Annotated in this window: 25 protein-coding genes and 1 tRNA gene; 12 read left to right on the forward strand and 14 right to left on the reverse strand. The window is 45.7% G+C overall.

The features are described from left to right. Positions 1-13 precede the first annotated feature (13 nt). The 3 genes from AB8996_RS02480 to AB8996_RS02490 form a co-directional block, all read right to left on the reverse strand. Positions 14-706, reverse strand: coding sequence for a flavodoxin (locus AB8996_RS02480; protein WP_369297394.1), 693 nt, complete (start codon positions 704-706; stop codon positions 14-16). Positions 707-827: 121 nt separating this feature from the next. Next, entirely contained in the window at positions 828-1,721 is an 894-nt protein-coding gene (locus AB8996_RS02485; RefSeq protein WP_369297395.1) for a LysR family transcriptional regulator, read from the reverse strand. 2 nt (positions 1,722-1,723) lie between these two features. Next, on the reverse strand, positions 1,724-2,086 hold the full coding sequence (locus tag AB8996_RS02490) for a nuclear transport factor 2 family protein (protein WP_369297396.1): 363 nt from the start codon (positions 2,084-2,086) through the stop codon (positions 1,724-1,726). A 213-nt stretch (positions 2,087-2,299) separates the two neighbouring features. On the opposite strand from AB8996_RS02490, the gene AB8996_RS02495 reads away from it, so the two are divergent. The 5 genes from AB8996_RS02495 (at position 2,300) to AB8996_RS02515 (ending at position 5,523) form a co-directional block, all read left to right on the forward strand. Then, positions 2,300-2,731, forward strand: a complete 432-nt coding sequence (locus AB8996_RS02495; protein ID WP_369297397.1) for a hypothetical protein — start codon at positions 2,300-2,302, stop codon at positions 2,729-2,731. An 896-nt stretch (positions 2,732-3,627) separates the two neighbouring features. Further along, positions 3,628-4,224, forward strand: coding sequence for a hypothetical protein (locus AB8996_RS02500; RefSeq protein ID WP_369297398.1), 597 nt, complete (start codon positions 3,628-3,630; stop codon positions 4,222-4,224). After that, positions 4,224-4,523, forward strand: a complete 300-nt coding sequence (locus tag AB8996_RS02505) for a DUF6809 family protein (protein ID WP_369297399.1) — start codon at positions 4,224-4,226, stop codon at positions 4,521-4,523. The genes AB8996_RS02500 and AB8996_RS02505 overlap by 1 nt, the downstream gene beginning before the upstream one ends. A 65-nt stretch (positions 4,524-4,588) precedes the next feature. After that, on the forward strand, positions 4,589-5,110 hold the full coding sequence (locus AB8996_RS02510; RefSeq protein ID WP_369297400.1) for a hypothetical protein: 522 nt from the start codon (positions 4,589-4,591) through the stop codon (positions 5,108-5,110). A gap of 38 nt (positions 5,111-5,148) precedes the next feature. Next, on the forward strand, positions 5,149-5,523 hold the full coding sequence (locus AB8996_RS02515) for a TnpV protein (protein ID WP_369297485.1): 375 nt from the start codon (positions 5,149-5,151) through the stop codon (positions 5,521-5,523). 70 nt (positions 5,524-5,593) lie between these two features. Here AB8996_RS02515 and AB8996_RS02520 read toward each other — a convergent pair whose 3' ends face one another. The 10 genes from AB8996_RS02520 to AB8996_RS02565 form a co-directional block, all read right to left on the reverse strand. Beyond that, complete coding sequence (locus tag AB8996_RS02520) at positions 5,594-7,987, reverse strand: helicase-related protein (protein ID WP_369297401.1); 2,394 nt, start codon at positions 7,985-7,987, stop codon at positions 5,594-5,596. After that, positions 7,971-8,909 (reverse strand): hypothetical protein, encoded by a 939-nt coding sequence (locus AB8996_RS02525; RefSeq protein ID WP_369297402.1) that lies wholly within the window; start codon positions 8,907-8,909, stop codon positions 7,971-7,973. Before AB8996_RS02525 ends, AB8996_RS02520 begins: the two co-directional genes overlap by 17 nt. 26 nt (positions 8,910-8,935) lie before the next feature. After that, positions 8,936-10,162, reverse strand: coding sequence for a hypothetical protein (locus AB8996_RS02530; protein WP_369297403.1), 1,227 nt, complete (start codon positions 10,160-10,162; stop codon positions 8,936-8,938). Between the two features lie 2 nt (positions 10,163-10,164). Beyond that, positions 10,165-12,084: an N-6 DNA methylase gene (locus AB8996_RS02535; RefSeq protein WP_369297404.1), complete on the reverse strand. Its 1,920-nt coding sequence runs from the start codon at positions 12,082-12,084 to the stop codon at positions 10,165-10,167. A gap of 9 nt (positions 12,085-12,093) precedes the next feature. Further along, the gene (locus tag AB8996_RS02540) at positions 12,094-14,631 is read right to left on the reverse strand and encodes a DEAD/DEAH box helicase family protein (protein WP_369297405.1); all 2,538 of its coding nucleotides are present in this window, start codon (positions 14,629-14,631) and stop codon (positions 12,094-12,096) included. Positions 14,632-14,640: 9 nt separating this feature from the next. After that, positions 14,641-15,534, reverse strand: coding sequence for a DUF5655 domain-containing protein (locus tag AB8996_RS02545; protein WP_369297406.1), 894 nt, complete (start codon positions 15,532-15,534; stop codon positions 14,641-14,643). A 10-nt stretch (positions 15,535-15,544) separates the two neighbouring features. Then, positions 15,545-16,150, reverse strand: a complete 606-nt coding sequence (gene fic / locus AB8996_RS02550) for a protein adenylyltransferase Fic (RefSeq protein WP_369297407.1) — start codon at positions 16,148-16,150, stop codon at positions 15,545-15,547. A gap of 20 nt (positions 16,151-16,170) precedes the next feature. Further along, positions 16,171-16,644: a DUF6548 family protein gene (locus tag AB8996_RS02555; protein ID WP_369297408.1), complete on the reverse strand. Its 474-nt coding sequence runs from the start codon at positions 16,642-16,644 to the stop codon at positions 16,171-16,173. Between the two features lie 18 nt (positions 16,645-16,662). Continuing rightward, complete coding sequence (locus AB8996_RS02560) at positions 16,663-16,851, reverse strand: helix-turn-helix domain-containing protein (RefSeq protein WP_369297409.1); 189 nt, start codon at positions 16,849-16,851, stop codon at positions 16,663-16,665. Positions 16,852-17,030: 179 nt separating this feature from the next. After that, a complete protein-coding gene (locus AB8996_RS02565) occupies positions 17,031-17,636 on the reverse strand; it encodes a stalk domain-containing protein (protein ID WP_369297410.1) in 606 nt (201 codons plus the stop codon). 391 nt (positions 17,637-18,027) lie between these two features. Between AB8996_RS02565 and AB8996_RS02570 the strand changes: the two genes are divergently transcribed. The 6 genes from AB8996_RS02570 (at position 18,028) to AB8996_RS02595 (ending at position 22,657) form a co-directional block, all read left to right on the forward strand. Further along, on the forward strand, positions 18,028-18,255 hold the full coding sequence (locus AB8996_RS02570; protein ID WP_369297411.1) for a helix-turn-helix domain-containing protein: 228 nt from the start codon (positions 18,028-18,030) through the stop codon (positions 18,253-18,255). Positions 18,256-18,314: 59 nt separating this feature from the next. Next, on the forward strand, positions 18,315-18,662 hold the full coding sequence (locus AB8996_RS02575) for an OB-fold nucleic acid binding domain-containing protein (protein ID WP_369297412.1): 348 nt from the start codon (positions 18,315-18,317) through the stop codon (positions 18,660-18,662). Positions 18,663-18,667: 5 nt separating this feature from the next. Further along, positions 18,668-19,033, forward strand: a complete 366-nt coding sequence (locus AB8996_RS02580; RefSeq protein ID WP_369297413.1) for a hypothetical protein — start codon at positions 18,668-18,670, stop codon at positions 19,031-19,033. Between the two features lie 3 nt (positions 19,034-19,036). Next, complete coding sequence (locus AB8996_RS02585) at positions 19,037-20,377, forward strand: relaxase/mobilization nuclease domain-containing protein (protein ID WP_369297414.1); 1,341 nt, start codon at positions 19,037-19,039, stop codon at positions 20,375-20,377. A gap of 44 nt (positions 20,378-20,421) precedes the next feature. Further along, entirely contained in the window at positions 20,422-21,339 is a 918-nt protein-coding gene (locus AB8996_RS02590; protein WP_369297415.1) for a ParB/RepB/Spo0J family partition protein, read from the forward strand. Between the two features lie 121 nt (positions 21,340-21,460). Beyond that, on the forward strand, positions 21,461-22,657 hold the full coding sequence (locus AB8996_RS02595) for a tyrosine-type recombinase/integrase (RefSeq protein ID WP_369297416.1): 1,197 nt from the start codon (positions 21,461-21,463) through the stop codon (positions 22,655-22,657). Positions 22,658-22,756: 99 nt separating this feature from the next. On the opposite strand, the gene AB8996_RS02600 is transcribed toward AB8996_RS02595, so the two are convergent. Then, positions 22,757-22,845: transfer RNA gene (locus AB8996_RS02600), tRNA-Ser, on the reverse strand. Positions 22,846-22,897: 52 nt separating this feature from the next. Here AB8996_RS02600 and AB8996_RS02605 point away from each other — a divergent pair. Continuing rightward, a complete protein-coding gene (locus AB8996_RS02605) occupies positions 22,898-23,185 on the forward strand; it encodes a hypothetical protein (RefSeq protein ID WP_369297417.1) in 288 nt (95 codons plus the stop codon). The last annotated feature ends 67 nt before the right edge of the window (positions 23,186-23,252 follow it).

The raw sequence follows: 23,252 nt of genomic DNA on the forward strand, positions 1-23,252 counted from the left end.
TATTTCCTCCCATTTACAGCCCAAGGCTGTTGACCCAGCCGATGACTTCGCTTTCGTCCACGCCGCTCTGGAAACGCTGCCCCTCCTGCCAATTTCCCGTGCCTGCCATTTCCGCAAGCAGCTCGCCGCTTTCTCCCAAACCGGAGCTGGAGGAGGTGCAGAACGGGATCACGGTCTTGCCTGTAAAGTCGTTGTTTTTAACAAAATTGTTGACCGGCCACGCGGCAATGCCCCACCAGATGGGATAACCGATAAAAACTGTGCCGTATTCGTCCCAGTTTTCCACCGTGTCGGCGGTCAGGGCGATATCCCGCAGGCTTTCATCGTCGTGCTCCAGATTGACACGGCTGCCTTCGGTTCTCCAATCCAGATCCTCATCGGAATAGGACTCCACCGGGGTCAGTTCAAAGGTGTCCGCCCCCAGAGTGTCCGCGATGATCTGTCCCACTCTGGCGCTGCGCCCGGAAGCGGAAAAGGTGACGACCAGAATTTTGTCCACCGCGGGGGCAGGGGTGGGCTCCGCTTCAGAAGCGGGAGCGGAGCTTATTTCAGGCACGGGCGTGGGCGCCGGGGTGGGCGTGATTTCCGGGGCAGAGCTGACAGGCTTGCCGGACGCAGGCGCGCTGCTCTGCGCGGTCTGGCTGCCGCAGGCGGCAAGGGCGAAGAGCATGGAAACGGTCAAAATCAGTGCAAATACTTTTTTCATGGTATTCGTTCCTTTCTAAAATCAAGCCTGAAAAACCGGGCTTTCCTTTATGCCCCTCAGCATAACAAAAATCGAGACCCCCTGAGAAGTCTCGATTGGTTATCGCCTTATTACCTTTGGGTTATATCTTTCTTGTCTTTCGGATCGCTTCCAGAAATTTCCGCACCAGCGGGGACGGCTCCGGCGAATGGAGCAGCCCATAGGGAATGGAATGGTTCCACTCCACGGGAATGACCTTCAAAAGCGGGTGCACCGTGGCCCAGGGCTCAATGCACAGCAGCACGTCGTTGGAATTTTCGCAGCGGTTGAAAATCTCCACGCTGTAAATGTCAAAGTCTACCAGATTGACCTGGGGGTGGTTTTTCCACAGCTCGTCCCGCAGCTCGTCCACATAGCGGCTCCAGTCCCGGTGCATCAGCAGCAGGTTCTCGCCGTACAGGTCCTGAATGGTGAGCCGGGTCTTTGCCGCCAGCGGGTGGTAGATGGACACCGCGCAGCACAACGGCTCCCGGGAAATCTCAAAGCCCGCGCACCGCCGCAGGTTCAGCATGACCTCGTCAAACACGCCCACCACCACGTCGATGTCCTGCCCCAGATTCGCCAAGATCCGCCGGGCGTTTTCCAGATTGTTCTCATAGGGCACCATCTGAAATTTTATTTCGGGGCAAATTTCATGAATGGGGGGCCAAAGCTCCATCAGCGCCTGGGCAGGCGTCATGGGCGAGGTGCCGATGCGGATAATGTCCGTGTCCCCCTGCATGGCATTTTTTGCCCGGCTGACGGAATCCTTGCAATACTGGATCACATATTTCGCGTCCTTATAGAGGGACACGCCGGCTTTCGTCAAGGTCAGCCCCCGGTGGGTGCGGTGGAAAAGCTGCACGTCAAGCGTGCTTTCCAGAAGGTTTATCTGCTTGATCACCGCCGTGGGCGTGATGAAAAGCTGTTCGGCGGCTTTGTTGAAGCTTCCGGCGTCCGCCGCCTGGAGAAAGGTTTCTAATTGAGGATTATACATAATCAATACACCAGCGCGGTGAAGGAGAACTGCACCAGCTTCCAGTCGCCGCCGTCTTCGGTATAGACCTCGGTGACGGCAAAATGATGGGTGGTAGGCTTGCCGCCCAGCAGCAGACCGTAGTCGCAGTCGGTGACCACGATGCCGGCGTTTCCCCAGAGCTTCGGGGTCTGGCTGTGCAGCGTGATTTCAGTGGGCTGGAAAATCTTGTCGGTGAAGCACTTCATTTCCTCCTCCAGCCCGCAAGTCACGCCGATGTGCACAAAGCAGCAATCCTTGTGGGCGATCTCCTCCATTACGGCAACGTCGGACTGCTCCATCGCTTTCCAGAAGCGCCTGGAAGTTTCCAATAATTTTTCGGTCATGACGATCACTCCCCTGTATTGGTTTGAACTTATTATAACCGACAGCCTGCCCGAATGTAAAGAGACTTATAACCTTTTCGTTTATACTCCATACGAAAATGGGATATTCCAACCCACATTCTTTTTAGTGCAAAGGACAATTTGCAGTCTGCGCAAGTAGTGCGCGCCTTTACAGACAGCCGAAGCTGAAAGGAATCCGTTCGCCGCGGGCGATTGGGTGAAGCAGATGGATTCCTTTTCTGTGCAAAGAGGTTAAAAAATCCATTTTTACGTTTAAGCTGTACAAAAATGAAGCGAAAGCAGAACTTGATGTGGCAGGGCTGGAACGGCAATGAGATGCATTTCTTCTACGGCAATGCAGGTACGCCTGTTGCGTTCTGGTACTTCCCGAAGGGCAGAAGCCGCATTACAGGCTACTACCTGACGAACCAGCAGGGTGGTATAGGCTTAATTTGGATTCTTGGTCTTTCAGCTCTTACCCAGAGCACACAGAGTATGGCTATCCCTCAACCCGAAGCAAAAACGCAGGAGAAAGAACAGGAAAAGGATAATGAGCCATCAAAACCACGCCGGGACCCCGTTCACCATATTGTTGCAAAAGCCGATCCTCGCGCAGCAGAATCGAACAGCAGTTACCGCCCCTAATGGGAGGTAGCTGCTGTTGCGTTTTCAGACTAAAATAAATAATTTCGGCGCGTGCCGCATGGCAAAGCATAGAAAAAACCTGCGGTGCGCGACTTGCGGAAGGCTCAGTGCAAAAGCACTGAGCCTTCCCTGCAGATGTGTGTGGTTCTGCTACAAAAAAGATGGTTTCGCTCTCTTTTGAAAAAAATTATCCGGTGCCCATGCGGATTTTAGACTTTGCAATCTGCGTGATACAAAAAAGATGTCCTTGCCTGTGAAAGGTTGGTAGCGACCAAATCGGCGTTAAAAATCCGCGCTTGCAAGGATTTAGCCGATGGGCGCGTGGTCTTCGCTCCGCTTCGGCCAGTGCGGGACGCGCCCCACAGGGGCGCAGCACCCTTTCACGGAGAGGGGGAAACTGTCCAGTGGACAGCGTTCTGACCCGTTCTCAGCTATCGCTTCGGTCGGTGCAAGACAAGCGCCACCGGCGCTTTGCACCCGAGCCGACAGGCGAGAGGCCGCAACGCGTAAAGTGACGCGGTGATTTTTGTGAAAAAACCGCCGCAAACTCAAAAGCGTTTGCGGCGACGTGGCGGAAGCGGTGGGATTCGAACCCACGAGCCCTTGCGGACTACCTGATTTCGAGTCTTTTGGTCTGTTTCCATGGCTTGTGCTATCCGGTGCCCGTTTTAGACTATCTCGTCCGCGCGGAAAGCCGCATGAACACTGACTTTTTATCCCCGAAAGACTTGACACTTCTGCATTTTTCAAAAGTGGGTTCAAATCGGCATTTTTGCCGATTTTGGAGAGAAATCAGGGGAGCCAGGAGAGAAATCCGGAGAGAAGGCAATACATCAAATCCATACACCACAGGACGGACTTCGAACCGGCGAAATCTGTTTTTTGAGGTGTATCAAATGAAAAATCTGCCCATCGATTGGGACAGCATGCCCGATGTGATGAACAAGGATCAGTTTTACCGGCTTTGTCACATCAGCAAATCTACGGCGCTGCATCTGCTCAAAAGCGGCAAGGTGCCTTGCGAGTGGACGGGCAAGAAAACCCGCTGCTATCAAATCAGGAAAGAGGATGTGCGGGCATATCTAGAAAAGCATGCCGTTTATCCCGAGGTTTATTCCGCCCCCAGAGGGTGGTACGGCGGTCACTATGTGGCAAAGCTCTCAAAGGAACTGTCCGAGGATGTGCTCCGGCAAATGCGGGAGTATTACGCCGGGCTGCTGGTAAACCACAAAGATGTTGTGACCGTGCGGGAGGTCGTCGCCCTGACAGGCTATGCCAGATCGACAGTCAACAACTGGTGCAGCCGGGGTCTGCTGAAATCCTTCCGTAAAGGGAATATCTTTTACATCCCGAAGGTTTTCCTCATCGACTTTCTCTGCTCGGCCTACTTCCGCACCATCGTCCGGAAATCGAGGCGGCATATTTACATGCTGAATGAGTTCTCCATGCGGGAGCAAGTCCGCAGGTATGGGAAAATCGGAGGTGCAAAGTGATGGCAAACTTCATTGAAGAGCTGTTTTACGGCAACATCGACCCTCAAGCAAGAGAATATCGTAAAGGTCACCGTGCGATAAAGGTATTAAAAAACGTAACTGACATAGAGGAAAAGCTGACCGAGCGCTTGCAGGGAGAGGATAAAGCTCTGTTCCTTGATTTCTGCAATGGCAACTCTGAACTGACGGGAGAGGCGACACTCGACTCTTTCATCGTCGGCTTCCGTCTTGGTGCTAAGATGATTTTTGATACCTTCTGCAGCGACGACGCCCCATTTGAGAGCTTTCTGGAAAAATAAAAATCGCACATTCGTAAGTAAAAACCTCCTTTGGTACAATGACAGTATCAAAGGAGGTTTCGCTGATGAAGCAGAAAAGAATTCGCCAGATCCTATACTCTGAACAGAAGCTTGTCCGTAAAGATAACCGGCTTCAGTATATCGAAAACCCAGATGGATATTTGTATGCCGACATGATTTATCCGACCAAAATAAAGGCGGAGGATCAGCCGGAATGGTTTATCTATGGCAGGTATTATAGGTGCTGGGGTTATCTTTCCGCAAAAGGTGTCGCAGATTTGAAGTATATGCCAAATCTGTGGATTAATCACTTCTTGAAAGATGACTTGCTGCTTATCTCTTACCATGAGCCGATTGAGCAAATTTCGGAGAGTAAGCAGTTTTGGGAAAGATATAAAGGCTATGACGAGACAATAGACGATGGGGCAATCTTGCATTTTCTAAAAGCTGTAAAGAGGTATTCCGAGATCGACATCACGGAAATTGCACAGCAAATTCAGGAAAAGGCCGATATGATGCCAATAAAGCATCCGAGAGAGTTCGGAGGCTTTAAGTTTGATATTCAGGCATTCTTAGACAAGGAATAAAAGGGCACTATAAAATCATGACAGAACAGGAGGAGAAATTGATGAAATCATTATACGAACAAATGGGTGGGACCTACACCATACAGGGTGATTATTGCCTGCCGGATCTGCGCTTGTCCGAAGAAGATTCTCGTCCCATCGGTGTGTGTGGGCAGCGGCGGCTGCGGTACTTAAAGCAACATCACAGGGTGCTGTACTATAACCTACTCACCTCTGGCAAGCTCCGAGACTATCTTGCCGATACGGAAGAGCGCGCGCAGGAGCTGTTTCCCCGATTGGTAAAACAGTATGCCCAGTGGGCAGGTCTGACGGAGCAGCTCAAGGCAGAGAAGCCTACGGAATGGGTACAGAAACTAAGCAATATTCGAATACAGATTAATGAGATTATTTATACAGAACTAATTTTTATTTAAGAGGTGCTTTTGAGGGCATAGTCATAATGGCTATGCCCTCAAAGTTAAACTATAAAATCTGTTTTTATCATTAAAAGCTGTTCATTGCTTTAATAAAAAGTTGATTCTCATATGAATCAAGTAAAGAAACTATTTCGTGGTAGTGCTTTCTGCAATGCTTTTTTGCGTCATCAACGTCTAAATGACAAAGTTCGCTATATTTTTCTTCTATTCTTCGTATTGCATCTGTTGGAAAGCCATATTCGATGAGTGACTCTCCAAGCAAACTTTTTACCCCGGTTTCATAATATCTTCGCACATTTGATAGCGAAAAATTGCTTGGATTATCCCCCTTCTGCAGGGCAACAAAAGCTATTATGCCTTCGAATAATGATAGTATCTTTGGAATTTTATGTTCAAGTATGCCTCGCAAACATTTAAACGCTTCTGAATATGCTGTGTCAATGGTTCTTGTTTTTCCTTTTTGGTATTGCTCGATTTCATAGCCAAGAATACCTTTAAAACCATTGTTATAGTAGCTGTTTGCTACTGCGGAATACTTGCTGCACGATCTCTTATCAATCAATCCTGCCTCGAAATAAGTCTCCAATATTTTAGTAATCCATCGATATTTAAGAAAGTTTTCTACATCCACTGTGTGAAGAAGAAGTTTCCGGTAACGCATGTACTCTTTGTCTTCGATGAGTTTTTGCAGTAGTTTTTCTTGATTTTCCTTGGAAATCGTCCGATTCTTTAGAAAAACCTCTTCTGGAAGTAAAAAATGACGAGTTTTATCATCACGTTCTTTCTTCCGTGTAACATTTCCCTGCGTTAAGTCATCATAAGTTGCATTATCTAAATCGATTGGTCCAAGTTCTACGTCCGAGTAGGTCACAAAATTGAGTGAAAGGGTGTCGGATTCTTCAATTTGTTGGAGTTCTTTGCTCATATAGAACACCCGGCCAACAAAACAATGATGATATCGCCCCGCTCTTCCCTTGATGTTTTTTATATCAAATGGAGAGAGTTTTTTCCCTCCTTTGGAGGGGTTAAGGATAACCATGTTTTTGGCATCTGTGTTAACCCCTTCCACAATCGTAGATGTACAAAACAGGATGTTAAAGGTTCGGGCATTAAACTGTTCCAAAACCTCACGTTGGATATACTTCGGTAGTTTTCCATGATGCATTCCAAATCCGTTTTTTAGAACTTTAATTAGGCTCCATTCATCCACGCAATTATTCACATCATATTCTTTTCGGATATGTTCAATAAACTGTTTGAATTCATCAGGATAAGTTTCAAAAATGTGCGTATTACCTATATTATTCGATAGCTTATTTGAATATTCAATGGCTTTTGCAGGAGTAGTGCAATAAAGCAATGTTTGTCCGTATTCACGAGAAGATATGTATGAAACCACATCTTTAACTTTATCGTTGATTGCGTTACTTATATGAACCAAAGCTTTATTCTCAGGTTGAGGAAGGGCGTGAGGAAGTTTTTCCTCAATTCTAGTAGTAAATGCATTAACTGTTATACGAAGTGTTGGCTCAAACAGAATTTCCTTTACTGTAATATGATTGAGTTCCAAATATCTTCTCATGCCAAGTCCGAACTGATCTTGACTCAAATTGGGACCTGCCAAGTAATACTCGTCTACACGTTTAGATAGCAAATAGAGGGCAATCCGAAATGTCTTGCCTCTATCTTCTTCGAGAAAAGACTCTTGTTTTACTACATTTTTTTGATGTTTTGCCTCTTTTACGGATTCATCACTGTTTTCATCCATCTCATCATTACAATAGTCTTCATCAATTTTATATACTTCATCAAAAAAGAAAAAATCAATTTTGAGATCCGGAAAGGATGCGAGAAGCTGCAATGCTCGTTCTGGAGTAAAAACAAATATCTTGTTACCATCTTCTTCGCAGGTATTATCAACAGTTTTTATGATACGGTAATTAAGCTCATACTTCTTTACGAACCACGTCATTACGCCTGCATTTTCCAGCAAGAGAGCCACCGTGGGAAAAACTAAAAGTATATTTTTATATCGATCACGGTTAAGAAAAACAATCTCGCGCATCAAAAATGTTTTCCCATATGAAGTAGGCGCACTAACTAATAAGCGCCGGGGCGACAGGCTTTGAAAAAGGTCAATCACTTCTTTTTGCGATTTGTCTAAGGTGATGTCTCTATTGATTTGAGAACGGTATAGATTCTGTATTGCCTGATTTCCTATGTCATCCATCAAGCCAATAGTAGAGTTAGGATCACTCTCAAATCCATTAAGTTTGTTATAACCAAACACTCGCATTTTCTGCGATGCGATATAAAGCAAGTTTGCGATTGTCGGATCGCTTTTAAGTTCGTCATGATCTGACACCCAACAAACTAGGTCTCTTAGGTGATCAGCCGTTTTCGCATTATCAGGATCAAATTGGTTAATTGCGGTCAGCAAAAGCCTAACATAATCCGGCATAGAATCCATTCTCCTCGTCTCTTAACCGTTTAACGCTTTGAATTGGGAATACATAGAATACAATTTCAGGAGAGAAACCTGTAAAGGTGTAGGGATGATTATTGAAAAAGTCTCTAATTCCTTCCACTTCTGTGATGATCCGCTCATAAAGCTTCGAGCTGTCTTTATAGACGCTACCTTCTTCATAGGCAAGTAGGCACGGTATTTTAATTTTTATGTCAAGTTTGTTCAGAAGGATCAACAACTCTTTTGCCCGAATATCATCATCCTCATCTATTGTGCGAATGTTTAATGTATCAATTGCTTCAAGAATAGCTTGCGCATCCTCGGTAATCAGTACTCTCTTACTGGATACAAAATACAACTGCTTTGCTAAATATTTGCTAACATATTTTTTTAGCAAATCGGTATTTATTCCATTCTTACAATAGGCTTTTTCTCCAAGCTTGGCTTGTCCAAGCCATAAGGAAATTCCGGACTCATCTTTTGAGAAATAGGTCAAGTCGTATCCTTTAATCTCATTGTTATCGTCCTGGCGAAAAATTGTCCTAACTGCAAGCTTATATGCGGTAGGGTCATAAAGTTGAACCAATAAATCAAGCAACACTTCGCTTGGAAGACCGTCCTGAATACCAGCTCGATGAGGCAGTCTGCTTTTGTAGGCGTATTTTGCGGCTTGCTCTATGGAAAGTAGCTTTCCTTGTTTATAGTAGTCCACCACTTCATCTTCTCCAAAGCTATAGAAGAAAAGGTTATGACGCATTAACTCGCCCAGCTTTTCAACCGCATCATTAGAAAGACCATGGCTATATGGTCTATATGTATATTGATCATTTAGCGGCGAAAAAGAGAAAATAATCCCTTTGCTTTTTTGAACTATTTCTTTGTCAAATATATCGCTGTATTCTTGATAACTTGACATATCGTGACTCCTTTTAGGTATTCCAGTTATGCATGTTCATAATAATCAATACAGTTTTGACAAATACCCATATCATCATTACGCCGCATGATACTTCCGCATCTTTCACAAAAAGATATATCATCTGGTGTAAAGTCCTCATCGCAAGAAAAGCAGTGAAATTTTTCATTTTCTGCATCATATGCTAATTGTGTTTCGCCACATTCAGGGCATTCGTATACAGGAAATTCTCCACCGTCTTTTACACACCGATATGCGCTGATACCGAGTTCGTTTTCAATATAATCATCTGCGTGACCCTTATAACGATAGAATAAGTATTTATCGTTTCGCAAAGAAGTGTAGCCCTCCGGAGGTTCGATTCCATCATTCTTCTTGCAAAACTCAATAAATGTACAGTGGATATTTCTTGTTGCCTGATACTCATTCTTTAAAGTTGCATTACTATCTTGCAACTTCCCAATCCCCAGATGACACAGGTAATCAATATCATTGATTGATAGTGCATTGTCAAATATGAAATCATTGAAATTATCCATGACAATGTCGTACTCACAATCTAAGCGTTCTAACATAAAATTGATGTAGAGCTTTTCTATATGCGGCAAAAAAAGTTTGTGAAGCGTCGACATATTTCCTATAACATTTTCAATATTCCGCCGATACTCCTCTTCTGAAAGATTGCCGTGTCCAGTTGCATGTGCATAGTCATCACGACTGCTTACGTATTTTGAAAACTCTCTGATAATCCTATCTTCCATTCCCATGACATGAAACACTTTGAAAATATCTTTCTCCGGTATCTTGCTGAATTCATATACACTTCCAAAGTTTTCAATATCCGGCTTATCATCTCTTCCTCTGTAAGAATTGATTGGATAAAATATATCTTTCATTCTTTCTGGCTCGAACTGGTAGGCCTTTTCAACGCAGTAGTATACATAGCTCATAAAAATCAGGTGCGCATAAAAATATGAAACTTGATAGTTCCCGCTTTCGTAATTGTCTATCACCGTTTTTTCAAGATCGTATAGATACTGGTCATAGGAACCAGTAGAAATATAAGTTTTATCTATCGGAAAATAGTATAGTAATTCGATCAAAAAAGTAGTGTCTATCTCGTCATCAAATACCGGAAACACATCTTTAAGCTCATCAATAAACGATTCGGAATGCAGTGATGAGATGGGCACATCGCCAACTTTTTTCAGCATTTCTTCAACTGCTTCTTTGCCTTTATCAATGTAATTCATGGTTATTCACCCCAGACCTCGGCAATCTTATCTTTAATCTTTTGCTCCTCATTTGCAATGGCTTCTCTATGAGCAATAATCGCGACTTGATGCTGTTCAATTTCTGCGATGATAGTTTTTTGCGTTTCTAATGGCGGCAATGGAATTTTGCAGCTTCTTACCAAATCACTGTTAAGATTATTTACCACCCCGCCAGTTGCCAGCCTTTGATATTCTTGCATAATGGCATCTGAACCCAACATATAGCAGAGATATATTGGGTCAAATAATTCCTTGCTATTTCTAATTATTAACCAGCCATCATGAACACATCCGTCAATATCTAATATATATGGTCTGCCAAAGCTCATTGAATTAGAGAGTATTAAATCTCCCTTTTTTACAAAACGAGACTTGTGTGCTCCCTCCAACGTTATTTTTTCTTTTGTAGACTGTATAAATAATGAGCTGGGCTTTCCATCTCCAATTTTAATCCAATTAACCCCATTTGGATCATCTGTAATATAATCGTTAATCGGCCTTGGCGATGCACCTCTCTCAACTTCACAAACATCTCCTATGCATACCATTGGCCACGAACTGTTGAAATCAACAGCTTGTCTGTATCTATCTGCTAGTAGTACATAATCCTGTTTTCTAATTTTATCTTTATCTGCAACAACAATGTTTTCGTTTTCTTCATCTATCTTTCCCGATTGATAACACTTAAATAAATCAACAATATATGGAATCTCGCTATCCTTTATTTCACGACGCTGGGCTCCGAGGTCAAATCCGTCGTTATTGAGCTTAACGAACAGAATGCTGCCTTTCTCCTTTGCCAGTGTCCGGTCAATTAGCAGAATACTGGTTTTTACACCACTATATGGATTAAAAACCCCGGCGGGGAGCGAAATCACGCCATAGAGATAGTTGCCGTCCACCAACATTTTGCGCAGATTTTTATAGGCAGTCTGAGATTGGAACACAATGCCCTCCGGAACAATGATCGCTGCTCTGCCCGTGGGATTCAAATGTTCTGCAATGTAGTCAACGAACAAGATTTCCGCACGCTTTCCAGAAACACGATAGCGATTATGCGGTGTGATACCGCCCTTTGGCGTCATAAACGGAGGGTTTGCCAAAATGACATCGTAATAGTCATCCCACTTTTCCAAACTGGTCAGCGTATCATATTCGCTGATGTTCGGTGCAGTAAAACCGTGCAAATACATATTCACACGGGAGAGCCGCACCATATCAGGGGAAATGTCATAACCCGCAAAGTTTTTGGTCATACGGGTCATATCATCGGCTACCAGTGTGGACTTGCTGTGCTCGTCCAGATTGGTTTTTTTGATGTAATTATATGCGCTAATCAGGAAACCGGCCGTGCCACAGGCAGGATCAAGGATCGTCTCATTCTTTGTAGGTGCGGTTATCTCTACCATCATATCAATGATGTGGCGTGGTGTTCGAAATTGGCCTGCATCCCCCTGACTCCCCATGATGGAGAGCAGATATTCGAAAGCATTCCCCAAATCTTCGCTGTCTTCATAGCTAAATTCAGCAATTTCCTTTAGGAAACGGTTGAGCGTTTCAGGATCACGATACGGAATATAGGCATTACGAAGGATATCCCGAAATAGCTTCGGAAGGTCGGGGTTATTGGTCATCTTGTCGATGCCCTCTGCATAGAGATCTAAACGGTTCTGGGCGCTGTGTTCCGACAACATAATTTGTGAGAAAGCATATTTCTCATAATCTGCCTTAAAAAACTCTCGCACACCACCAAACTCAGCTGCCTGTAGATCCATATCATCCATGAATTTATAGATAAGTGCAATAGTAATCTGTTCTACCTGCGCTTTAGGATCGGGAACTTTACCAACTAAAATATCCCGCAGTGTATTTATTTTTCGCTTTACATCAAAATTCAGCATAATAAATCCTCACATAAATCTGGATAGGTTGATATTGTCATTGACATAACCAACAATTCTATTCATATTTTCCAAGCCAAGTCGTTTCAAATCTGAGAATGTATAACTTGGGATTTTCGTACCGAGAAGCTGATACTTTTTATCTTCAATTGCACGGCGCACATTTTTGTCGGTTAAATAGGTCTCAAAAAAGCGGCGCACTTCATAGTAATCGCCAGCGGGGACCCCATATGTCAATAGATAGCCATCAAACTCATCATTGACCAATTCCTTTTTACTCTTGAAAGAAGGGATCGCCCCAAAAATCTTATCGAGCATTTCGCGTACGGTTACACGTCGGTCAGCACCAGTCGCACGGCGCAATTTATCCCATGTGTAGAACTCCGTAGGTCGATGGAGATAGGTTTCCTCAATATAGCGTTGAGCAGCAGCAAAATTTCCTTGCTCATATTGTGCTTTGGCCATGGCGTCTTTTTTGACCTCGTCCTCAAATTTTTCAAAGAACATACGATCAATCTTCATGCCTTGCAGACCGATCTTGGTTTCAGTCATCGTTTTGAGTGGGTCAGGATCAAAGTTCTCGAAGGTAGTGGCTATACTTCCACCACCGCCAAGCCCTGTGCTTTCACCACCGATACGAGGCAACTTAATAATTTCATCATAGTTGTATTTCTCCTCAAAGAACTCACAGTTTCCGAAGAAATCAAACAGCTTAAAAGTCTCTTTGACTGCAGAGTGCTCATATTCTGCGCCGTTTCTGCGTTCTTTGAAATTGAAAGTATATGTCCTTGTTCCCCGACCTTTAATCTGGATAAGATCAGTCGGAGAAAAAATGGGGCGAAAGAGGCCAATATTTAACAAATCCTCACAGTCATAGCCAGTGGTCATCATGCCTACCGTCACACAAATGCGTGTTTTGGCAGAGCAATATCCATCAAGGAACTTTGTGGTTCCACTCAAATTGTTATTTTGGAAATTGGTTGTATACTCTTGGGCATTTGGTACATCCGATGTAATCTGCATAGCAAAATCGGAGTAGTACATGTTCGGAAACATCTTGTCGGCATAGATGTTCAGCAGTTGAGTGATTTTTGCCGCATGCTTTCGGCTAACACAAAAGATAATCCCCTTGCCAATTTCGCCTGTCAATGGATCTCGCATGGCGTTGTCCATAAAGGTTTTGACAAAAATTTTATTTGTTTCATCGGAGAAAAATTTCTTTTCAAAGTCTCGTGCACAGAAGGCTTCTTCTTCATCTTCATCCTGTTCGTCACTTTTACGGACAACTGAATATCCTTTATCGGCCAGAAGCTGGGTTGTGATATCGGTGCGGGCATCAACTACAGTAGGGTTTACGAGGAACGGACCGTCTGGATCATTGACGCCATCAATCAGGGAATACCTGAATGTAGGCTCTCCGCTCTCACATCCGAAAGTGCGATATGTATCCAGTAACTGCCGACGCTCCCATGCACGGGGATCGTTATAAGCAAGGTCATCCATGTTTACATTTTTCAGGTAGTCTTTCGGTGTGGCAGTCAGACCCAATTTGTAGCCGATAAAGTATTCAAAAACTGCACGGCTGTTTCCACTGATAGAGCGGTGGCTTTCATCAGCAATAATAAGAGAAAAATCTGTCGGCTTAAAAATCGTCTTATATTTGTTGTTATATGTCAATGTCTGAACCGTTGAGACAACAATATCCGCTTTTCGCCAGTCTTCCGTATGCTCCTTGAAAATTACAGTTTCATAATCCGGCTTCAAGTAATTGACGAAGTTCTTCTTGGCTTGATTTTCTAGTTCGATACGGTCAACGAGAAACAGAACACGGTTGGCGTTCCCACTCCTCAGGAAAAGGCGAATTACCGCCGCAGATGTAAGTGTTTTTCCTGTTCCAGTTGCCATTTCAAATAGGAAGCGCTGGTTACCAGCAGCAACCGATTGCTGAAGTGCCTTGATTGCGTTTACTTGATATTTGCGTAGCAAACGCAGACCACGATCCTTCATATATTGCAACCGTGTATCAGGATTTTGAAATTCAGGGGCTTCTGTATAGCGCGGTTCACGAACAACAGCAATATAGTCAGGAGTAATTTCCTCATTACATAGTCTGGAAGGATCAGCGTTAAGAGCCTTGCTATCTCGAACACTTTCAAAAGAAGGAAAAGATAGAATAATCTGAGGATTCCCCTTATAAATATTCCAAAAATAATGAATATTACCGTTGGATAAAATCACATATTTTACAAAATTACTTTTTGCGTATGCGCGAGCCTGTTCCTTACCCACTAAGGGATCTTTATATTCTGCTTTTGCCTCCAGGACGATAAATGGCTTCCCCTGTTCGTCCAAAAGCAAAAAATCAATAAATCCATTTTTAACTTTTTCAAAGTTATCGCCAAAATCGTCAAATTGCTTTTTGGTAATTTTGACATTGGCTTCAACCTGAATATTGGCGGGGCCATTATCGTTGTCAAAGAAGCGCCATCCAGCCTCTTCAAGCATCTTATTGATTTTTATACGGGATCTTGCTTCTTTTATACTCATAATAGCACCTCAATTCTCGTTGTATGCTCTATCTATAAACGGTTTTGCTTTTTCAAAATCCGCGGGATTTTGAATATGTAGCTCTACAGCGCCGCAGCCCCAATGCCCGATATTTGTTACATCTCTTGAAAATCCTTCTTCGAAAATCACGGTTGTTACATCAATCGGGAGGTTCAAGATCAGTTTCTTTTTTAATGCTACAACGGTTACTATGTTTTTGATTTTCTTGAATGCAGCGTACAGCTTTAAATGTGTTTCGCTAATATCGTCGCCTAGGCTTAATATATAATTGGCCAAGTCCTGATAAAGAATTTTTATGGAGTCATCCGCATTTGCAATTTGCTCTTCAAATGTTTTGTCAGTAGATTTTGCCTTAGAAGATGGTTCTGCATCTGAAATAGCCGCTGCAACATTTTCATTTATTTGTTCAAACATCAAAAGAGCATCGCCAAATTTCTTATATCGAATCAAACTGATGTTTCTATTCATTTGTTTAATAGCGGATTCATCATATTTGGTGAAGTCACCGGCAATACAGATGACACGGGGCATTGTCCAGTCGATCTTTTCGGCAGCCTTCAACCCCATTTTCTCAATGACTAATACCTTGAAACTGTCTTTATGGTCAAGCAACCAGTTCAAATAAAACAGCCCTTGATTGATGACATTGTCTTTCATAGAGCGCTTATATTCAAAAATGACAGGACAATGATTCTCATCGATTCCGATGCTGTCCATTCGGCCTCCATCGGTTGTTTTATATTCGGATGCAAGAAAGGTGACACCGAAAAATGTTTCCATATTATTCTCTATAACAGTCTGCAACTCTTTTTCAAGCGCCACATTTCCGCTTTGCAGTTCCGAAATGGTTCCGTTTATGTTAAATAATTTTATATCCGCCATCAGTATTACCTCACAATTCTTCTGTTTTAAAGGTCGTATATCCCTCGTAATAGTAGCTGTGGTCAATGCCCTTCATATAAACTTCACGGCTATTGATGTCATCGGTCAAGGCGTTTTTCAGAAGATGTTTAATCTCGATATCCTTGATCGGACTGCGTTCCATTGCCAGCAGATAGTCCTCTTTGCCCACTTTACTCCAGTCGATAACCTTGTGCAGCTCGGCTTTGAAGATTAAATCCAGCCAAATACGAGTACTGCGCCCATTTCCTTCTCGGAAGGGGTGGGCAATATTCATCTCCACATACTTCTCGACAATCTCATCAAATGTAGATTGCGGCATTTTGTCGATGTTTTCAAGCGCCGCCTGAAGATACATCACCGGTGCAAAGCGGAAGTTGCCCTTTGCAATATTGACGGTGCATAGCTCACCGGAAAAGTTGTAGATTTCGTCAAACAGATACTTGTGGATCGTCTTGAGCGAGGAAAATTTTCCGGCTTCGAGACGGTCGAGCATACCGGTCTCGAATAACTCAAGAGCCTTTTTCTTGCTGATGCGTTCTTCCTCGCGGGCTAAGTCAGCCGAGCTTTGAAGCCCCAATTTATTTTCAAGTGCCATAATGCACCTCCGAAATCAAGCTATAGAACTTTTGAAATAAAAATTATTGCAGCAATTAAGAGCAAGGCTCCGATGAGGAAAGCCACAAATCCGATAGGTTTATTATTATTTTTCTTCGATCTTGGTCTTTGCTGAGAATATGTATAGATTGTGGGTGCAGACTTCGGCTTTTGAGCTGGGCGCGGTCTGGTGACTTTGTAATATAACGCCAAAGGATCCGTTTGATTCATAATCCTCGAATAAAAACTATCCAACCATAGTGCATCGCCCGGCTCACACATGTTTTCTTCGGTACAACCCGGGTCATGAACAATTCGATTTCTCACCCATCGGTAATGTTTGAGTGTTTTCAAATCTTCATTCCAGCCTGCTACAAGGTAAGTGCCGCGAGGTAAATTCAGCATTTCATCGATATACGCTGAAACTCGTCTTTCATCACCCAATACATCGCCGCACAGTTTTTCAAGGTGCTTATATGAATCGATAAATCCCATAGAAGCAAACCTCCGGAATCACTGCTCTGCCGCCACGCCAGATTTCATCCACGCATCGATTTCGCTGATCTTAAACTTCCACAACCGCCCGATTTTGGCAGCAGGCATACTGCGCCGGTCGATCCAGTCGAGAATGGTGTCCCGGCTGACGCCCAGATACTCTGTAATCTCCTTCATGGAGACCCAGCGCTCAATATTTTGATCCATCAGAAAGAGCCATCCTTTCTCCGCATACAATTTACTAAGTATATTATAACACGCTTCGGCAGAATCTACAACGGATTTTGTAGAGTTATGCGGAGTAATTCTGATTTTACTCCAATAAAAAGGGATAGGGACAACATTTGCTGTCCCTATCCCTTTTCGCATATGGCATTTTACTTGATCTACACACCTGCCGGATTGAAGTTGCTGAACTCGTAGTCGCCGTAAGCAAAAGAGGTGCCGAGGTTAAAGGAACCGTAGGAGAAATACATCGTCACCTGATAGCCCGGATTGAGTGACTGCGCCTCCGCTGCTAACTGCTCGGCAGCTCGCTCAATTTCGTCGGCGCTGAACGACTTCCACCAAGCTTTGAACTCGTCCATGCTCATTGCGCCGGAATAGACGGCGGTAAACACCTTCTTGCTGCCGTAGTTGGTTACCGGCTTCTCTTTGATCTCCCACGATGTGGCAAAATCGGAAGCTGTCTCCTGCGGTTGCGAGGGTTTTGTGACGGTGGCAAACTTCTTGGCGCTGTCATAACCCACCGTTAGTCCATACGCCTCAGCCAGTGCCCGTAGCGGGGCGTAGGTGGTGCCGTTCACCGTAAACACCTGAACTGCGTTGCCCTTGGCGTCCACGGGGCGGAAGATCTTGCCGTCCACAAGTACCTGAATGGGATAGGCGGTGAGCTTGAAGCTGCCGTCAGACGCCAGCGCCGAGACTGGCAGAGCAATCAGAGTAAGGGTGATAAGCACCCCTGATAGAAAAGAACACAATTTGGATTTCATGGCAAAGCCTCCATTCGCTTTGATGCTTCCAGCATAGCGGATAGAGGTGTTAGCGGCAATTCTGTGATTTTCAAAGTTGCACCTGCAAAATTTTTTTGCAATGGGGATTAAGATTCAGAGCCTATTTTGTGCTGTTGGGGAATAGATGGACACTTCCAAAATTTTTTTGAAATCGGGTGAGAAATTTTCGGGTTTTCGGTGCTGTTGTAGAGTAGAGAAATTCTTTCAAATAAGGTTTTCGTTTTCGCCGGGAAATGTCCTGTTAGAAATTAGAAAAAAATTTTTGAAATTGCGGTTTAATTTTTCGCCGTTTTTTTGCTGTTATGGAGTGAGGGGCTTTCCTCCCTCCGGTGATGGCTCCGGTTACATAGCTGAAAGGAGGAAACGCGCTATGAAAAAAGCGGAGCTCAAAGAGCTTTATCAAATGATGTTCCCCGAGTATCCGGACATTGTGACCGTTCGGCAGCTACAAGAGATGCTGGATGTCAGCCGGGCAATCGCCTACAAGCTGATTGGCGACGGCTATATCCCTGCGGTCAAGATTGCCGGAGCCTTTAAGATCTCGAAGGTGAATGTCATTAACTTCGTGATGGAGGAAGGCGAACGGCGTGCCGGGTGAGCGTCCTATAAGTAAGTATATAACTAAGTCATTAACTACCCGAAAGAGAGAATACCAGTATGAAAATTGAAAACAAGGTTTACAGCGTGGCGGAGATGAAGGAGCGGGAGATCTTCACAGCGGATTACCGCTTCATGGATACACCCTGCACCGTAGTTGGAACGCTCGTTTCGAAAGCACAGGCTCGCGGGAAAATGCTTCGCCTGTTCTTCCAGTTGGAGGACGGAAACAAAATCATCACCGTGGTCTATTGGTGGCAGAAGTATCTGGGCTTTTATGAGCAGCCCGTAGGCTCTACCTTTCTTCTTCGGTATGTAAAGAACAATAAGGGTGGTATCCATCTGAACAGCGCCGAAGCGCTAGACAGGAGTATGCGTAATGCCATGGTACAGGAACAGCGAGCATAGGGTCTGTGTTGCCACCGATCCGGCAGCTAAAGCTGAAAGGGACGATTGCCCCTGTAACCCCAACAGAAAGGACTGATTTTATGCGAGAAAGAACCACTGCAATCAACATTCGCGTGACCGAAAATGAGAAAAGGAAGATGGAGAAATCCGCCCGACTTTGTGGGATTTCCCTCTCCGCTTACCTGAGAAAATTAGGGCTTGGAAAGCAGGTTCAGGCGGTTTCGCCGCCGGAATTCTACGAGGTTTACCGGCAGCTAAAGATTCTCAAGGAGCGGCGAAAAGCGCTGCCTGAAAGCGAAATTGATCGTGCCTTTGATGACATCATACAGGGCTTTCTGCTCGCCTACCACGCCATGAGCGGGAGCGAATAAGCCATGGCGGTGACGAAAATCTGGGCGATCAAGGACAGCATCGGGCGGGTTCTGGGCTACGCAAAGAATCCCGAAAAGACCACCTTTTCCGACCTGAAAGCGGCGCTTCACTATGCCGGGAACAAGGATAAAACCGTCATGGAATCAGAGAAAACCATGTTTGTTACCGGGGTAAATTGCGCTGCGGATACCGCCGTGCAGGAAATGATCGCGGTACAAGAACGCTTTGATAAGGCCACCGGTAATGTGGCGTACCATGCCTATCAGAGCTTCAAGCCGGGCGAGGTCACGCCGGAATTATGCCACCGGTTAGGCATGGAACTGGCGCAGAAAATGTGGGGCGACAAGTATCAGGTACTGGTGGCGACTCACTTCAACACCGGCACCTATCACAACCATCTGGTGGTCAATGCAGTAGGGCTATGGGAAGGAAAAAAGTTTGATTGCAGTAAGCGCGCCTACTACCGGCTGCGGCAAATCTCTGATGAAATCTGCGCCGAGCACGGGTTGCCCGTCATCAAAAATCCTTCCGGCAAGACGCCCCGCAAGCTCTATTTCGCGGAGAAAAACAGCGAGCCCACCCGCTACAATCTCATGCGGGAAGCTATCGACAAAGCTCTTACCATGAGCACCAACGACGCCATGTTTTGCTTTGCCATGAAGAAGCTGGGCTATGCGGTTGACCTGAATCCCTGCCACAAATACGCGACCATTCGCTCGGTGAACAGTAAAAAGCCGGTGCGCCTTTGGCGGCTGGGTGAGGATTACGACCGAGAGGGAATCTTCCGGCAAATACGGGAAACCCAGCAGAATAACCGAGCAGAAGCCTATCGTTTGTACAATGAGTTCACCGGCAAAAAGCCCATGGGAATCACCATCCAGCCCCGGCAAGCAAGGGTGAAAGGCAGTTTGGGAACGGTAAAAAAGATTACCGGGCTGCGTGCCGTTTATCTGCGCTACTGCTACCGGCTGGGCTACCTGCCGAAGAAAAACCGGCATAAGCCGCTGTCACCGGAGGCGAGAGAGGCATGGCGGAGAATTGACCGAATCACAGCGCAAATCACCCTGATTGACCATGCACATTTGCATGACTTTGCGACTGTAAAGCAATTTATTCAAACCACAGACGCCGAAATAACGCTGCTGACTGACTTCCGCGAGAGCCTGCGCGGAAAGCTGAGAGCTTGCCGCGAGCCGGAGGAAAAAGCCGCGCTGACCGCCAAGCGAGACGGCTGCACCAAGACGCTGGCGGCGCTTCGCAAAGATAAGAAAACCGCTGAGGGTATCCTCAGCGATCAGCCGAACATGAGAGAAACCATTCAAATTGAGGAGCGTATGCGGTAGCAAAACACCGCCCCTAATCAACGCAGAAAGAGAGAATATACACGATGACAAAACGAAAATCCGATTTTGAACTGCCTACTTTGGATGATCTCTTTTCCTCTCAGGAGGAGCGGGACGATGCCAAGCTGGAGCGAGTTCAAATGATCCCTTTGGGGGAACTGCATCCCTTCAGAAATCACCCGTTCAAGATTCAAAGCAATGAGGAAATGGAGCGCATGATTGAGAGCATCCGCAAGGTGGGAGCCATCACTCCGGCGCTTGCTCGCCCCATACCCGAGGGTGGCTATGAACTGATTTCCGGACACAGACGGCTGGCAGCCTGTCAGGTGCTGGGGCTGGAAACCATGCCGGTAATCGTCCGAAAACTGTCCGATGATGGGGCGGTGATCGCCATGGTGGACGCCAATTTGCAGAGAGAAACGATTCAGCCCAGCGAGAAAGCCTTTGCTTACAAAATGAAACGAGATGCACTAAATCATCAGGGTACAACTTCTCCCCAAGTTGGGGAGAAGTTGTTAACGGTCGAAAAGATTGGACATGACGGAGGTGATAGTAAGAATCAAGTGCTTCGCTATATCCGCTTAACACACCTGATTTCGGAGCTTTTGGAACTGGTGGACGAGGGCAAAATCTCGTTCAATCCCGCGGTGGAGCTGTCCTACTTAGACCCTGCCCAGCAGAAGATTCTACTGGACGAGATGTCTTTGAACGACTGCACACCCTCCCACGCACAGGCAATCCGGCTGAAGAAAATGGCGCAGGATTATGTACTGTCCGATGCTGCCATCGGCAAAATTTTAGCCGAGGAAAAGCCCAATCAGCAGGAGCAGATCCGGTTCAAACGGGAGGATTTCAAGCGCTATTTCCCCGCCCACTATACCAATGAGCAGATGAAAAAGGACATCATCAAGGGCTTGGAGCTGCTCAAGCGCCAGAGAGAACGAAACCGCGATGCACGCTGATTCGTATTGATACGAATGCGATGAAACAAATCGCACAGTGGAGAGAAACCGAAGCCGGTGCTATCCTAAAAACGCCGGTTCGGAGTTCTGTTCTGCAAATACGACATAGGAGGTTCAATAAATGGTAGCAGGACATTTATCCGTAAAGCACGGCAACTACTATGCCGTACTCAATTACAAAAACGCCGAGGGTGAACGAAAAACAAAATGGGTGGCGCTGGGACTGCCCGAAAAGGGAAACAAGCGCAAAGCAGAAGCCGAGCTTGTGAAGCTGCGGGCGGAATTTGAAATCCCCGAGGAGGTAGGTGACCTGAGCAGCGATATGCTGTTCGCGGACTATCTTCTGGAGTGGCTGGAGATTGCCAGAGGACACATTGCGATTGCGACCTATTCCTCTTATTCGGGGTTAATCAAAAGTTCCATAGCGCCCTATTTCCGCAAAAAGAAGCTGACCCTGCGGGAACTGGAAGCCAGACATTTGCAGATGTTTTATTCCGAAATGCTCAAAAAGGTGAAGCCTAACACCGTGATCCACTATCACGCCATCATTCATTCCGCCCTCAAATATGCGGTCAAGACCGATATGTTATTGCAGAATGTGGCGGACAAGGTGGACAGGCCGAAGAAGAACAGCTTTCAGCCGGTGTTTCTTTCGGCGGAGGAAATGCAGAAGATGTTTGAAGCGCTGCGTGGGACAAGGCTGGAACTGCCAGTACTGGTCGCCGCCTTCTACGGATTTCGCCGTGGGGAGGTGCTGGGGATGAAATGGGATGCCATCGACTTTGAGCGGAACACTATCTCTGTCAAACGGACGGTGACGACTATTTCCACCGATGGCAAACAGCGCGACATTGAGCAGCAGTCCGCCAAGACAAAATCCAGCCTGCGGACCCTGCCTCTGATCGGCAGCTTCCGGGACTATTTCCTGCAGGTGAAGGAGGCACAGGAGCTGAATAAACGGGTCTGCGGCAACTGCTACAACTACGAATACGACGGCTTTGTGTTTGTGGATGAGATGGGAGAGCGCATGAAGGGGAATTACCTGACTAGCGCTTTTCCAAAGTTCTTGGAGCAGCACGGACTGCGCCGGATGCGCTTTCACGATCTTCGTCACAGCTGTGCCAGCTTATTGCTTGCCAACGGCGTACCCTTAAAGCACATTCAGGAATGGCTGGGGCACAGCGATTTTACCACCACGGCGAATATCTACGCTCATCTGGATTACCGCTCTAAAATCACTTCGGCGCAGGCCATGGAAACGGGGCTTACGCTGCCCGAAAGCGGCAATTTCGGGAGTAAGTGGAGCAATGTGACCTGATGCTGGAGAGAACAAAACCATGTCACGCCGTGACCACTTGTCTTTGGAAAACAGCAAAAGAAAAAAGCCTGAAATCGGCTTGATTACAGGCTTTTTCATTGGCGGAGAGTTAGGGATTCGAACCCTAGAGGCCTTGTGGGCCTACGGCATTTCGAGTGCCGCACCTTCGACCACTCGGACAACTCTCCATGTGTATTTCCACCCGCTTTTTTCCTCGCTCATTTTTCAGTCAAAAAACTTTTGGAGAGAAAAGCAGGAGAGAACACCAAAAAATATTCGATTTTTGATTTTGGAAGTCCTTGCGGCGCAAGGGTTTCCGGCGGACGAAACGGACAGCTGACCCAAGCATTTCGAGTCAGGCCCGTTATGACCACTTCGATACGCTTCCATATTTTTCTTATTACCCCGACGCAGCATTTTGCAAAAGCCGAAACAGCAGCGTTTGCAGGAGATTTCCCCGCATTTTACAACGATGCTATTTTAGCCCGGAGAGCTGGAAAAGTCAAGTATTATTCTCCAAAAGGTTGACATCCAAGGGCGGTTAAGAGTACAATATGACTGTATCAGCGACTTTTCGACAAAGGGCGCGGTTCAC

Origin of the sequence: uncultured Neglectibacter sp. (assembly GCA_937958185.1) — a bacterium.
Classification (GTDB): Bacteria; Bacillota; Clostridia; order Oscillospirales; family Acutalibacteraceae; genus Acutalibacter.